Here is a 14,498-nt window from a genome sequence, read left to right as displayed (position 1 = left end):
CGACGCGGTCTCCACGATCGCCGCACGCCACGCTAGATCTTCTTCCGCACCACCTGCCCACCCGATCGCTCTGCAAGCGTGGCCAGAAGCGTCGGCACCTTCTTGTCCAGCGTGTGCGCATACAGCTTCGCCTTCTGCGCCAGCAGCTTCTTGCCGAACTCGACGATGACATCCTGCCGATCCGGATCATCGAAGTCGCAGAACCAATAGATGGCATCCGTCTTCATCAGATCCACCATGCAACTCAGCGCCGCGGGCGCGTCCCGGGTCCAGCGGATGAAAGTCGAGTGAGGCTGCTCTTCAAAGGAAGGGATCTTCGGAATGTGGCGCTCCGGCGTGAAGGGATTCACTCCCTGCACCGGCGCGGCGAAGAACCACGGAACCACCGCCGTCCGAGTAAGCTGGCACCCATCCACCTCCACGAAGTAGGCTGCGGCGAAATCGCGGGTGATCTCTTTTCTCAGTGCCTCCAGATATGGCTTCATGCTCGGACTGGAATCCAGCACCACCGTCAGCCGGGCCGCGGTAATCGTGGAGTCATAAATGCGCCCCTCCTTTGCAGCCTCCTCGCCTCCTTCGTTCTTCCACGCGGTGGAAGCCACCGCCTCCGCTGCGGCGAGCGCCTGCCGCACCCGTTCGTAGTCAGCCAGGCATGCCGTCACATGCTCCTCGGTGTCCTTCCCCGAAAGACGCCCCTCCGCATAGCGCTCAAAGGTTCGCTGCCGCTTTTTGTCTTCCGATGGAGCCAGGTAATCATACTCCAGCTTGAACTCCTTGCCGCCGATGCTTTGCAACGTGGCGGCCCGCCTTTCGAAGTTCGCCTTCAGCCAATCGAAAAGCCGCTGCGTGTAGTCGGCCATGCTCTTTTCATCCCACTTCCCCTTGCTCTCCTCCGCCCGCGCGGCGCCGGAAAGCATTATCCCCAGCGATCCGGCTCCCAACGTGGCGAGGCAGTTTCGCCGCGTCATGGCAGTGGATGTCTGAGGCTGGATCATGGCGGGAAAGATAGGAGGAAACACACATGTCGGCGTCAAGCTCGCGGCGTCATTTGACGGCTAGCACTACTCAGACGATGATGGCCCATGGGGGAAAGACTTCACGACCCGTGGCTGGTCGCCGTGTGGCCCGGCATGGGCACGGTGGCGATGGGGGCCGGCTATTATCTCATGGCGAAGCTCGGCATGCACCTCTGGGAAGAGCTTCCCGCCCGCGATCTCTTCGAGGTGGATCACGTGGACGTGAAAGACGGCCTCATCCAAGTCGCGCCGCTCCCCCGCAGCCGCCTCTTTCTCTGGAAGGACCCGCAGCACCACCATGACCTCATCGTCTTCATCGGCGAAGCCCAGCCCACCGCGAAGAGCGCCCTGATCTGCCACCAGCTCATCGACCTCGTGGTGCCGCTGGGCGTCACCCGCGTCTTCACCTTCGCCGCCATGGCCACCCCCATGCGACCCGGCGATCACGGCCGCGTCTTCGGCGCCGCCATCGACCGCGGCACTCTCGCCCGTTTCAAGGACCTCGACCTCACCGTCCTGGAAGGCGGCCAGATCAATGGCCTCAATGGCGTCCTCCTCGGCGTCGCCGCCGAACAAGGCATGCAAGGCGGCTGCCTCCTCGGCGAGATGCCCCAGCTCTTCTCCCAACTCCCCTACCCGAAAGCCTCGCTCTCCGTGCTGGAATTCTTCGCCACCCTCGCCGGCATCAAGATCGACCTCACCGAACTCGAATCCCACGCCCAGGATGTGGAGAAGAAGCTCGAGACCTTCCTCACCCGCATCGAGCAAGCCATCCATCAAGTCGAAGGCAGCACCGAATCCGCCGTTCCTCAACCCGACGAAGACGACGACGAGAAGAAGAAGCCAAAGCTAAACGCCGAAGACCGCCAGCACCTCGATCAACTCTTCGCCGAAGCCAAACAAGACCGCACCCGCGCCTACTTCCTCAAGCAAGAACTCGATCGACTGAAAGTCTTCCGCGAATACGAAGACCGCTTCCTCGACCTTTTCAAAAGCCCCGGCGGAGCATAAGCCCCTAAGGGGTGTCGACCTCCGGTCGACGCGACGCGCAGCGTCAATGAGGAGGAGACACTCTTGTCCCCCTTCTAAATATCACTCCCCATCATCCTCCTCATTTTCATTCTCCCCGCCCTTCACCTTCTTCGGCATCCGCGTCAGCGCCTTCTCCTCCGTGGCCTCCCCCTGATCCCCCTGCGACTTCATCCACGCATCCAGCCGCTGCTTCAAATCCGCCACCACCGGCTTCAACGACTCATCCCCGATCAGATTGTTCCGGTTCCAAGGATCCGTATCACAATCGTAAAGCTCCTCCGCCGGCCGATGCTGGAAATCATTCACCAGCTTCGCCGCATGCGCGTCGCCATTCTCCCCCTTCTTGATCCAGCTCTGGAACACCCTCCCGGGCGTCACCGCATTCTTGAACGTCACCTCCGGCGTCAGGTTCCGGATGTAGCGATACCGCTCACCACGAATACTACGGATCCCGTAGTGCTCAGGCCCCCGGATGATCCCCTTCGAAGTCTCCTGCGAATACGTGAACTCGCGAAACTTCTCCTCCTTGCCCAACAGCACCGGCAGGAACGACTTCCCATCCAGCACCTCCGGCCGCGGCAGGCCCGCCGCCTCCAGGAAAGTCGGCACGATGTCCGTATACTCCACGATCGCCCGGCTCGTCGACGCCGGCTTCACCTGCCCCGGCCAGCGTACCACGCACGCGCTGTGCAGCCCCGTGTCATAGCAAGTCCACTTCGCGAAAGGCAGGTCATACCCCTGCTCACTCAGCACCACCACCACGGTATCATCGCGCAGCCCCTTCTCATCCAGTGCCGCCAGCACCTGCCCCACCTGCGAGTCGAAATAGGTGATCTCCGCAAAGTATCTCGATAGCACCTGCCGCGTGATCGGCGTGTCCGCCTGGATCGGGCTCAGCTTGATCTTCCCCGGTGGATACGCGCTCGCATCGCCCTTGTTGTGCGGCGAATGCGGCTGATGCGACGCGGCAATCAGCAGGAACGGCTTCTTCTGCTCCTTGCACTCGCCGAAGAAGCTCGAGATCTTCGCCACATCCGGCTCCCCATCCGCTCCCGCCGAGTATTCAAACGGGAACACCGACTTCGGCTCGATGTGCGTCTTCCCGGAAAGCGCCGTCCGATAACCACCCGCCTGCAAGTAAGTGGCGATGCTCTTCACATGGTCATAAGCCATCGTGTGGTTCGGATACGCCCCCGACTTCACCGGATAAATTCCCGTGTAAAGATTGTGCCGCGTCGGCGAGCAAGTCGGCGAACTCTGGAAGCACCGCTCGAAATTCATCCCCTCTCCCGCCAGCTTCTTCAGGTTCGGCGTCTTCGCCTGCCCGCCGTGGATCTCCATGTCATTCCACGTACAATCATCCGCCATGATCAACACGAAGTTCGGCTTCGCGTGAGCAACACAGACCGCGAATAGGAAGCAGAAGAAACCGCGAATGAACGCAAATGGACGCGAAGAAGTGGTCATGATAAGGACCGGGGTTCGATTGAAGTCGGAATACGAAGAGGATTGACCACCGATGGCATGGATTGTAGCGAAAGAAGAGGGATGAACTGATCGAGGGCGGGCATGGCTAGGATCGACGGAGCAACAAGCACACGCCTGAGATCGGCAGCATCCCCTCCACGGCGATCCACCAGCCTCTTGTTTCCTATCCGTGCCATCCGCGTAATCCGTGGTTGAAATTCTTCCGAAGCCATCAGCCATGCTGCGAAACACTCCCCATCATCACGGCTTCCCCGGAAACGCCGGCTTCAGATCCTCCGCCGCCTGAAAAGCCTCAGGCGTATCCAGCTTCACCCCCGGATCCAGCTGGTCCTTCAGCAAGCGATCCAGCTCCCCGGAAAGCCGCGCCTTGATCGCCGTCGCCGCCGGATCATCGGCGAGATTCTTCATCTCAAACCGATCCTGCGCCGTGTGATAAAGCTCCTCCGCCGGCCGATGCGTGAAGCGCTCCACCAGCATCAGGTGCCGCGGATTCTCCGTCGCCGTGAACACCCACGAACCCCAATACGGATTGTGCTCCGTCCGCCCCATCAGATGCTTCTCGATGTACATCCGCTCCGGCGTGAGATTGCGAATATAACGCCACTCCCCATCGCTGATCGAGCGGATCGGATACGGCGGGCCTTCCGGGTAATTGTTGTGCATTCCATACGCGAACTCCCGGTGTGCATCCTTCTCCCCGCGCAGCACCGCCGCGAAGCTCGTCCCATCGAACACATTCGGGTCCACCTTGCCACCCGCCAGGTCGATGAAGGTCGGCAGCATGTCCGCATACTGCACCAGCGCCGGAGTCCTACGACCCGCAGCCACCACGCCCGGCCAACGCGCCACGATCGAGGTATGCAGCCCGCTATCATAGTTCGTCCACTTGCACCCCGGGAACTGCGCGCCCTGCTCGCTCGTGAAAACCACCAGCGTGTCCTTCGCCTTGCCGGTCTTGTCCAGCATCGCCAGCAGCTCACCCACTTGGTTGTCCATGTAGGTGATCTCCGCGAGATACTTGCCAAAGCTCTGCCGCGTCATCGGCGTGTCCGCCAGATACGGCGGCAGCTTCAGCGACTTCGGCGGATAGGCGGAAGGATCGCCCATCACCCACGGCGCATGCGGCTCCACCAGCGCCACGAAGAGGCAGAAAGGCTGCTTGTCATCCCGCGTGATGAAATTGCGCGCCCCGGAAATATCGTGCGGATCCGTCGGATCGTGCACGCAGTTCTCATCATAGCCCGGGACATCCTCGAAGCCATACACGCCCTTCGGCTTGATATGATGCTTCCCCGCAAGTCCCACGCGATACCCGAGATCGCCGAGGTAATGCGTCACGCTCTTCGTCCCCGGACGGCTCGCCGTCTGGTTCCACGCACAACCATTCCGCAGCGGCAACCGGCCGGTGTAGAATTCCGAGCGGCACGGCGAACACATCGCCATGCCCACATACGCCCGCTCGAACAGCGTGCCCTGCTTCGCGAAGGCATCGATGTTCGGCGTCTTCGCATTCTGCCCGCCATTGATCGCGAGATCGCTATACGTGCAATCGTCCGCGAGGATGACGAGGATGTTAGGCTTCTCCGCGGCACGCAGCAGCGGCGAAAACAAGACGGCGGCCAATAGAGTGATCCAAGGTTTCACGGCAAATTTAAGTTAGTCCTCCTGTTTCTGCTGCTTCTTCGCACCGGCACCACCGCCTGCACCGCCCGGTCTCGGCTTCGGATAAACATGCGCGCGCGCTGCCCAAGTCTCCCACTCGGACGACATGGTGGCCACCCGCTCCGGCTGCTCCTTCGCCAGATCCTTCAGCTCCGTCCCATCCACGCTGAGGTGGTAAAGCTCCCACTTGTCCTTCTGCAAGCCACGCGGCAGCGAGACACCCTTGCCCACCAGCTTCCACTCGCCATCACGGACGAAGGCATTGTTCTCATGCTCGATGAAGATCGGCCCCTTGCGCGCCAGCGGCTTCCCATCGAAAGCCGGCGTCAGCGAGATCCCATCCGCAGGCAGGATCGCGTGCCCCTTGAACTCCTTCGGATACGTCGCACCCGTCACATCGCACACCGTCGCCATGATATCGATCAACTGCGCCGGCTCGCGGAACCAATCCCGACCGCCTTTAATACGAGCAGGCCAATGCGCGATGAAATCCGTATTCGCACCACCCTCATGCGCGAAGTGCTTATACATCCGGTAGGGCGTCGCCGAGGCATTCGCCCAGCACTTGCCATAGCTCGGCGTGGTCCACTCGCTGCCCGCCTCGCGATCCTTCACCGGATCACCCTTGCCCAGCACCGAGAGCTCCGCACACGCACCGTTGTCCGAAAGGAACAGGATCAGCGTGTTGTCGTAGGCATTGTGCTTCTTCAGCGTGCCGATCAGGTCGCCGATCTTCTGGTCCACGCGATCGATCATCCCCGCATAGGCGGACATCCGGTCGGCGCATTCCTTCTGCTGCTTCTCATCGAGCGAATCCCACGCCGGCACCTCGGCATCGCGCGGTGAAAGCTGCCACGAAGCGGGAATCAGGCCTGACTCCTTCTGCCGCGCGAACCGCTGCTCGCGCAGCTTGTCCCAGCCCATCGCATACTTGCCCTTGTATTTCTCCAGCTCCTGATCCGGCGCATGGTGCGGCCAATGCGGCGCATTGAAGGCGAGATACAGGAAGAAAGGCTTCTCCTTGTCCGGCCCCGCTTCCAGCTCATCGATGAACTGCCGCGCATGATCCGCGAACGCATCCGTCGTGTAGAAAGGACGATCCGCACTCGTGCTCTTCGGATCCTTGTCCGGCGTGTTCCCATCGAACATCCCGCGCGGCCCGGAAGGATGGAAATAGTGAGTCGCTCCAGCGATGCACCCATAGTATCGATCAAACCCACGCTGCAGCGGCCAATCCCCCTGGTCCTTCCCCGCCAGGTGCCACTTGCCCGTCATGAAGGTCGCGTAGCCCGCGCTCTTCGCCACCTGCGCCAGCGTCACGCACGAGTCATTGATGTTCCCGGCGTACGCAGGCGGCACGTTCTTGTCATCGTCCTTCTCTTCGCCCGTCATGTGGCCGATCCCCACCTCATGCGGATGCAGGCCGGTCATCAGCGTCGCCCGGGTAGGGCAGCAGCGCGCCGAATTGTAGAACTGCGTGAAGCGCAGTCCGCTCTTCGCTAGCGAGTCCAGGTTCGGCGTATCGATCTCGCCGCCCCACGGGCGGATATCGGAGTAGCCCATGTCATCCACCATGATGAGGATCACGTTCGGCTTCTTCTCCGCCGCGCTTGTGAGAAGCGGCGTCGCGAGCAGGCAGGAAAGCAGGAGTGCGGATTTCATCGGAAAAACAGATCAGAACTTCTGGGCTTCATCGGGACCAGGCGTGCCATAGGCCGGATCAATGGCACGGATCGAAACATCGCCATCTTTCATCCCGACCTCCAGCGGCACCAGCGTCACGCCGCGTTGATTGATGGTCTGCGCATCGGAACCTAGGTCACGCTTCTCGATCCCCTCGCGCGACAGCGGTGGCACATTGCCATTGAAGAATGCCGTGCACCACCACTTGCCATCGCGCGTCTGGAATGGCGTCCCGTGACCCAGGAAACGCCCGGCGAATTTCCGCGGACCATATGGCCCCGTGATCTTGTCGGCGGAGCAGTAGTAGAGATTGTAGGAACCCTTGCGCCCCTTGTCGGTCGACCACGCCGTGCCGATGTGCACATACTTGTCGCCCACCTTGATCATCGTCGCGCCCTCATGGCCGATCCTGCTGATCGGCTCGCCCTTCGGCCCCGGCCGGCTGCCCGAGGGATCGATCCGCACCGGCTCCGCGGTGAAGCTGGCGAGATCCTTCGACAGCGGCGCGATCAGCGTGTTCTGCCACAGCATCCACCACGTGTCCCCATCCTTGAAGAGCGAGGGATCATGCTTCTCGCCGAGCTTGCCCGGCTTCATCGGGTTCGTCCACGGCCCCTTGAGATCCTTCCCTTCCGTCAGCGAAAAATTCGCACTCGCAGCGGGGCAATGCACCAGCGCCCAGCGATCCCCCATCCAGTGAAGCTCAGGCGCCCACACGAATTTCCCGGGCCTCATCCGCATGCCATCCTTCAGCGTGAAAGGCGTGCCGAGATACTCCCACTCCACCAGATCCTTGCTCCGCCACACCTGCACCACGCTGCCCACGATCGAGTTGTCACCCAGGCCCACGTTATACGGATCGCTCTTCTCGCGCGGATCATTCGGATTCGGCGTCGTCCCCGTTAGATAGTAGAGATCGTCCGGCCCCAGCGTGATGTAGGGATCACGGATCCAGCCTTCCTTGATGTAGATCGCCTTGTCATGGCTCGCGAGCCCCGCCTCGATTTCCGCACGCGACATCGCGGGCTGTACCGGCGCCGGCTTCGGCGATGGGAAGTTCTCACCGGTGCTGCCTTCCTCGCGTCGTGCCGCAGACTTGCGGCCACCATCGATCAAGCCCGCTCCTCGATGAATCGCCGCCAGCGCTTCCGGCGTCAGCTTGCGAACCTTGCGATCATACGTGATCAGCCCGTTGATCTCACCCTCCACATCCGTGGTCTGCGTGTAGATACCAGCGGCAACGCCCTGCGACTTCAGGTCGGCAAGCACGCGGATCGATTTCTTATACCGCTCCAGCCACTCGTCCTTGTCCTTCGGCAGTCCGCCATAGCCCCAGTTCCGCGCATTCGGATCCCACAGGTGACCCTCCACCGGAAAGCCGTGCCCGCCGAATTCGCCGACCACCTTCACATACCCATCGAATCGCTCCGCCTGCTTGAAAGGAAATCCGGGATCCGGATAGCGATGCTCATCCACGATATTCCCCACCGGCCACCAATTCCCACCGGACGCGATATTGACCTGCCGCGTCGGATCATACGGCACGATCCACTTGCCCACCTCCATCGTCCGATGCTGCCCCCACGCTTCATTGAAAGGCACCCACGTCACGATCGCCGGGTGGCTGTAGAGATGATCGATCATCCCCTTCAGCTCCGCCATGTATTGCTCATGCGCCGCATCCGGCCACGTCGCATCCACGGGGTCCGGCCCGAGCCGCGTCCACGGCGGGCTGCTGGAACCTTCCTTCTTCCGCCCGCCACCGGTTCCGGAGGAAACCTGATCCTGCCACACCAGCATCCCGATCCGATCGCAATACGCGTAGTAGCGCCGCGGCTCCACCTTGATGTGCTTGCGGATCGTATTGAAACCCGCCGCCTTCAGGAAATCGATGTCCGACTGCATCGCTGCCTCCGACGGCGGCGTGAGCAGGCCATCCGGCCACCAGCCCTGATCCAGTGTGCCCCAGTGGAAGATCGGCTTGCCATTCAGGTTGAAGCGCAGGTTGCCATCCGCGTCCTTCGCCACCGTCGTCTCGCGGATGCCCGTGTAGGACTTCACCTTGTCCTCGCCCAGCGTGATCGCCAGATCGTAGAGCGTCGGCGAATCCGGCGACCACAGCTTCGGCGAGGGGATCGTGAAGGAGATCTTGTTAGACGGCCCGCTGACGCTTGAGACCTCCTTGCCATTCAGCGACGCCACCACGCTCGCCTCGGCGACTGGACCCGAGGTTGTTAGAGCAATCTCCACCTTCCCGGACACCGACGGCGTGATCTTCACCGCGGTGATGTGATTCTCCGCCACCTCCTCCAGCCACACCGTCTGCCAGATCCCGCTGACCGGCGTATACCAGATCCCGTGCGGCTCGTTGACCTGCTTGCCGTGCAGCTGATAGCCGCTGTCGGTCCCATCGGTCACCTTCAGCTCCAGCGTGTTCTTGCCCGGCTTGAGCGCCTTCGTGATGTCGAAGGAAAACGGCAGATTGCCACCGGTATGGCTGCCCACCTCCGTGCCATTCACGCGCACGCTGCACTGGTAATCCACCGCCTCGAAATTCAGCACCACCCGCTTGCCCGCCGTCGGCGTGAGCTCGAACTCGCGCCGATACCAGATCGCGTCATTCGCCGTGATCCGCTTCTTCACGCCGGACAGCGACGACTCGATCGCGAATGGCACCAGAATCTCACCCGCTGACTCGGGCGCCGCCGTCGCCTCCTTCGGCGAGATCGCATAGCTCCACAGCCCATTGAGATTCACCCACTGCTCGCGGGCCAGCTCGGGCCGCGGATACTCGCGCCAGGCGGTGTCCGGGGTCAGCTTCTCGCCCCACTCCGTCAGCATCGAGCCCGGCGCAGCCTGCCACGCGAGGGCAGGAAGCGGCGCCGCGGCAAGCGCTAGGAGTGCGAAGGACAAGGGTTTCGGCAAAGGCATGACCGGGGATTTCGCCAAAGGAGGAAGTGTACCGCCAGAATCATGACATTCCTCGCGCAACTGGCAAATCCCCGGCGGGTTTCCCCGGTGATTCGAAATCCCAACTTTCGAATCCCGGATTTCAAACAAGAGCCCGCCCACACGCCGCTACCCATTCCAGAACACCTCGCGCCCTCGCGAAATCGAATCTTGGCCTCCTACCCATCGTTCGACCCCATGAAAGCCATCCCGATCGTTCTCATCATCGCCTCGCTGGTCACGTCCGTGGACGCCCGGCCCCGCCTCGCCCCGCCGAAGCGCGACAAGGCCGCTGACAAGCGCGAGGCCGAGGAAAAAAAGGCCCGCGAGAAAAAACGCGACGCCATCCAGGAGTACATGCACCGCAAGGACTCCAACAAGGACGGCTCCCTCAGCCGCGACGAGTTCGTCGCCGGCGAGACCGACCAGGACGCCGCCGGCAAGAAATTCGACCAATACAACAAGAACGGCGACCGCTCGCTCTCCAAGTCCGAGATCGAGGAAATGCTCGGCCTCTGAGGAACACCCGGCGCAACTTGCAACACCCATTCATACATGGCGATCGCGACGTCGTGGATCTCCAAGGGGCGGCCCGGTTATGGGTTATTCCCGGGCTGCCCCGCCGGAGGGTCCGTTCCGGCTCTCTCCCTTCCCCGACGCAAACGCGTCCGCCCCATCCCTTTCACTTCAACCAACAATCATCAGTCATCAGTCATCACCATGAAAGCCACCAGCACCCTGATCGCGCTCGCCTTCGCGCTCTCCATGCCCTTCGCCACCGCCGCGCCCGATGGCACCGCACCGAAGAAAAAGGCCGACCCCGCCAAGATCTTCAAACGCAAGGACAAGGATCACGATAGCCTGCTCTCCAAGGACGAATTCGAAAAAGGCGGCCGCGAAGCCGCCAAGGCCGACAAGATCTTCGGCCGCAAGGACAAGAACAACGACGGCAAGCTCACCTTCGCCGAGTTCACCGCAGTCCCGAAAAAGAAGCACAAGAAAGCGACCGAGTGACTTCAAAGCGCCCCTGAGCGCTACTCCTCTTCAGCACCAAAGGTGCGACAAGTCCTCAGCCCCGGCCATCGGCCGGGGTTTTTGTTACGTGAGGACCGGCGGCCTGAAGGGCAGCGAGATGGGAAAGGACCGAACCTCTCCCCACCCTCGCGAATCCACCCACAGCCCTCTCGCACACCGCCCTCATCTTCGCTCATTCCCGACGCAAAATCGCCTCCCCATCCCCCGTAAAACCTGCTCTATTTCCCACTCCTCACCTCACTCATGACCCGCCCTGCCATCACCCGCCGCGATGCCCTGAAGACCACTCTCCTCTTCAGTTCGAACCTCATCACCGGCGGCCTGATGGGCAGACTCGGCGCAGCAGAGCCCGAAACAAAGTTCTCCCCCGGCGGCCTCGACCTCCTCGCCGTCGGCGACTACGGCACCAACAACGAGAACCAACGCCTGGTCGCCACCCAGATGGCGAAATTCACCAAGTCCCTCGGCCGCCCGCTCTCCTGCGTCCTCGCCCTCGGCGATAACTTCTACGGCAACTTCATGCCCGAGCAATTCGCCGCGCGCTTCTCCGGCATGTATCCCAAGAAGGACTTCGACTGCCCCTTCTACGCCCTGCTCGGCAATCACGACTACGGCCCGCAGTACGATTCCAAGCAAGGCCGGACCAAGGCCGACTACCAGCTCGCCCGCACCCGCGAAGATCCCTCATCCCGCTGGAAGATGCCTGCCAAGTGGCACGCCTTCGAACTCGGCCCGAAGGGCCAGCCGCTCGTCAAAGTCATCTACCTCGACGGCAACAATTTCGAAGGCGCCCTCACCCCACAGGAAAAGCTCGCCCAGCACCGCTGGCTCGAAGCCGAAATGGCCAAGCCCACCAACGCCAAGTGGCTATGGATGGTCTCTCACTTCCCCATCTTCTCCGAGACCAAGGACCGCGGCGACAAGCAAGGCGAGAAGCTCCTCGCCCAATGGGAACCCTACCTCCGCGACAAGCGCGTCTCCCTCTACATCTCCGGCCACGATCACAATCTCCAGCACCTCCAGGTCGAAGGCTTCTCCCCCGACTTCGTCATCTCCGGCGGCGGCGGTGCCAGCCGCTACGAAGTCATCGGCACCGGCCGAGGCTTCTCCATGCAAACCCGCGGCTTCAATCACATCCACGTCACCGACGAAAAGATGACCGTCCAATTCATCAACCCCGAAGGCCAACGCATCCACGCCTACGAGCGGGACCTGTTAGGAAAGACGACAGTGCTGAAGGCGTGAGTTTCAAGATCGTCGGTTCCCCCGCCGAACTACTTCTGCTCGTTCCAGCGCTTCTCGTTTTCGAGCATCTTCTTCCTCCATCCATCGTCGTCCTTGGAGACTTCGAAGTAGATCGGGTCATTTCCTTCAAAGATCACCAGATAACGATGGCCCTTCTTGCACTGTGATCCGAGGTGCGGCTTCTTGATCAGAAGCATCTCGACCTGCCCCTCGGAAAAGGACCGCCGTGCCTCCTCATACTTGCTGACTCTCAACTCCGGGCTCTGATTGCTAAACTGAAGCCCTGTGTCGTTTCCCCGGATGGTCTCGATCCGCTTGCCAGCGACAGTCACGTTATGAACTTCAATTCCATTCTTATTCCCGGCGAGGTCGACTTTGACGCTATCGACTTCTATCAGGACGATCCGGAAACTCTTCACGCTGAAGAACAAGTAGTCCTCGGGCGGTATCTCCGAGAAGGCTCGCACCGGGCCAGCCACAAACACGGCGAACCCTAGAACGACTACCTGGAACAACCGGTGCATGCCTCCCGATTGGCATACCACCCCAGCTTCCTAGCACCAAGACCAAAGCGCCAAGCTCTCCTTGTTACCGAGGGCTTGGACCCGGCTCCGGATGCTACTTCCCTTCACCATCCGCCTTCCCCTCGGGAGCGTCAGCTCCCTCGACCCGGTCATTCTCCACAAGCCGCTTCGCCGTTTTCGCGATCATCATGCTGAGGTTCTTGTCCTTCTCGATATCGTCCCAGGGAGTCTTTAGTAGAAGCTGATTGAAGAGACCTCCATCCCTTTCCTGCCCGGCGATGTAGAAGCACACCACCCGCGCTCCGCCCAGGTTCTCGTAATTGTCCACATACAGCTTCTTGTACGCGAGCATCCCCTTGTCGTCCTGCATCGAGAGCTGGGTCAGCGCCAGGGCTTGCAGGCTCTTCTTGTCCCCCGTCTTGGCCCCCTTCTCCAGCAGCAGCGCACCTTTCTCCGGCTGCCTGAGCACCATCGCATAAATGGATCCCAGCTTCCTGAGCGCCTCAACATCATCGGGATGATCCTTCAGCGCCGCCTCAAGCAAGACCACCGCCTCATCCGCCCGCTGTGCCTTCATCAGCGCATCCACCTTCGCGTGCACGCCTTCAGCAGCCGGCACTTCAGCCGCAGGGTCAGCGCACAGCACGCCAGCGAACAACAACGACAAGACAGCAGATATCCGGATCATCTTCATGGCAAGCCATGGAATCAACGCCACCACCGTCTGAGAGTTGCGGATGTCCGCTGCAATCGACTCCCAAAAATCCTCGCGATACCTCCCCTGTTAGCCCTCACGGGACCTTTTCTCAATGAGCTTCGCCCCGGTAATCTTGCCACCCTTCATCGAGAAAGTCACATCGACCTCGTACCAAATCAACTCCCCTCCGACGGTCGTGTCCCCCGCAGCCCGCAGCAGCAGCCTGTCATTGTCGAGCCACTTCACCGGCGTCTCGCGCGAGACACGATCGATCTCCTTTGCCGATAGCAACTTCAGCGCCTTCTCCGTCGCGCTGGGAAGCTTGACCTTGGTCGCACCCTTGCCGATGGCATAGACGGAAACCTCCCAAGAGCGTTTCGTCGTCCGACCCATCACCGCCAGGTGTTTCGAATCCGGCGACCACAAGAGCCGCAGGTTCATCGAATCGGCCGCCATCGGATAGCGCGCGTAGCCACCGAGCGCCACCCGCGCGATCACCTCGCCCGTCGCCTTCCGGTAGATGCTCAGGTGGTCCACGTCATCGATCTCGTTGGCCGGCGGTTCCACACGTGCCGCATAGTCACCACCCGGAGAGTCACTGTCCGGCACCTCCTTGGAATTCCCGGCCAAGGCTGCCGGACACAAGAGAAAGACGAAAACCGCAGCGACGATGAAAAGCGCATTCATGAATCAAGAGGTGCCAGATAGAGAACTCCCATTCATCACTCCCGGGAACGGCCATCTGCTTCGTCAGCGAGGTGGATGAATTGCAGCATACGACGATTCCGGCCTCAGCCTAGCGAACCATCATCGCCAAATGAAGCGCCCTTCTCCGGCTCACCGAGGAAGATTCCTCACCGCCGCCCTCACCGCAAGAATCAGGAAAAACGCACTCACCGAGACCGTCAGGATCAGCGGCATCGCATTGACCAGCTCGGATCTCCAGCTCACGTCCGTGACATAGTCCCCTGCAGCATCCACCACCGGACTCCCATCGGGATTCCTCTTGAGCGGCACATACTCGCTCGGACTCGAGCACAGCGCGAACATCACCAGACACCCGAGGGACAGGAGCGAAAAGCAGCCAACCCTGGCCGACCGCTCATAGAGGGATTGATTCATCACAATGACAGCTCGCCGCCTTCCGGCGCGCTACCCAAAGAACTC

At 61.2% G+C, this 14,498-nt stretch carries 13 protein-coding genes; 4 read left to right on the top strand and 9 right to left on the bottom strand.

What is annotated here, in order from left to right; genetic code table 11:
* Positions 1-32: 32 nt before the first annotated feature.
* On the bottom strand, positions 33-995 hold the full coding sequence (locus WKV53_RS14970) for a hypothetical protein (protein WP_341405577.1): 963 nt from the start codon (positions 993-995) through the stop codon (positions 33-35).
* A gap of 87 nt (positions 996-1,082) precedes the next feature.
* Here WKV53_RS14970 and WKV53_RS14965 point away from each other — a divergent pair, with 87 nt between their 5' ends.
* Complete coding sequence (locus WKV53_RS14965) at positions 1,083-2,027, top strand: proteasome assembly chaperone family protein (RefSeq protein WP_341405576.1); 945 nt, start codon at positions 1,083-1,085, stop codon at positions 2,025-2,027.
* 81 nt (positions 2,028-2,108) lie between these two features.
* Here the strand turns inward: WKV53_RS14965 and WKV53_RS14960 are convergent, their stop codons facing one another.
* The 4 genes from WKV53_RS14960 to WKV53_RS14945 form a co-directional block, all read right to left on the bottom strand.
* A complete protein-coding gene (locus WKV53_RS14960; RefSeq protein WP_341405575.1) occupies positions 2,109-3,515 on the bottom strand; it encodes a sulfatase family protein in 1,407 nt (468 codons plus the stop codon).
* Positions 3,516-3,776: 261 nt separating this feature from the next.
* Positions 3,777-5,180 (bottom strand): sulfatase family protein, encoded by a 1,404-nt coding sequence (locus tag WKV53_RS14955; protein WP_341405574.1) that lies wholly within the window; start codon positions 5,178-5,180, stop codon positions 3,777-3,779.
* Between the two features lie 12 nt (positions 5,181-5,192).
* Complete coding sequence (locus tag WKV53_RS14950; RefSeq protein ID WP_341405573.1) at positions 5,193-6,860, bottom strand: arylsulfatase; 1,668 nt, start codon at positions 6,858-6,860, stop codon at positions 5,193-5,195.
* Positions 6,861-6,872: 12 nt separating this feature from the next.
* On the bottom strand, positions 6,873-9,794 hold the full coding sequence (locus tag WKV53_RS14945; protein WP_341405572.1) for a family 43 glycosylhydrolase: 2,922 nt from the start codon (positions 9,792-9,794) through the stop codon (positions 6,873-6,875).
* Positions 9,795-10,028: 234 nt separating this feature from the next.
* On the opposite strand from WKV53_RS14945, the gene WKV53_RS14940 reads away from it, so the two are divergent.
* From WKV53_RS14940 to WKV53_RS14930, 3 genes are all read left to right on the top strand, one after another.
* A complete protein-coding gene (locus WKV53_RS14940; RefSeq protein WP_341405571.1) occupies positions 10,029-10,349 on the top strand; it encodes an EF-hand domain-containing protein in 321 nt (106 codons plus the stop codon).
* Between the two features lie 201 nt (positions 10,350-10,550).
* Complete coding sequence (locus WKV53_RS14935; RefSeq protein ID WP_341405570.1) at positions 10,551-10,844, top strand: EF-hand domain-containing protein; 294 nt, start codon at positions 10,551-10,553, stop codon at positions 10,842-10,844.
* Positions 10,845-11,108: 264 nt separating this feature from the next.
* Positions 11,109-12,110, top strand: a complete 1,002-nt coding sequence (locus WKV53_RS14930) for a metallophosphoesterase (protein WP_341405569.1) — start codon at positions 11,109-11,111, stop codon at positions 12,108-12,110.
* Between the two features lie 29 nt (positions 12,111-12,139).
* On the opposite strand, the gene WKV53_RS14925 is transcribed toward WKV53_RS14930, so the two are convergent.
* From WKV53_RS14925 to WKV53_RS14910, 4 genes are all read right to left on the bottom strand, one after another.
* Positions 12,140-12,634 (bottom strand): hypothetical protein, encoded by a 495-nt coding sequence (locus WKV53_RS14925; RefSeq protein WP_341405568.1) that lies wholly within the window; start codon positions 12,632-12,634, stop codon positions 12,140-12,142.
* A gap of 94 nt (positions 12,635-12,728) precedes the next feature.
* Complete coding sequence (locus WKV53_RS14920) at positions 12,729-13,322, bottom strand: tetratricopeptide repeat protein (RefSeq protein ID WP_341405567.1); 594 nt, start codon at positions 13,320-13,322, stop codon at positions 12,729-12,731.
* Between the two features lie 96 nt (positions 13,323-13,418).
* A complete protein-coding gene (locus WKV53_RS14915) occupies positions 13,419-14,018 on the bottom strand; it encodes a hypothetical protein (protein WP_341405566.1) in 600 nt (199 codons plus the stop codon).
* Positions 14,019-14,168: 150 nt separating this feature from the next.
* Positions 14,169-14,453, bottom strand: coding sequence for a hypothetical protein (locus tag WKV53_RS14910; protein WP_341405565.1), 285 nt, complete (start codon positions 14,451-14,453; stop codon positions 14,169-14,171).
* Positions 14,454-14,498: the final 45 nt, after the last annotated feature.

The organism is Luteolibacter sp. Y139 (assembly GCF_038066715.1).
Lineage (GTDB): Bacteria > Verrucomicrobiota > Verrucomicrobiia > Verrucomicrobiales > Akkermansiaceae > Haloferula > Haloferula soli.
The sequence above is the reverse complement of the archived record's forward strand: the minus strand, read 5'-3'. Positions and strand labels throughout refer to the sequence as shown.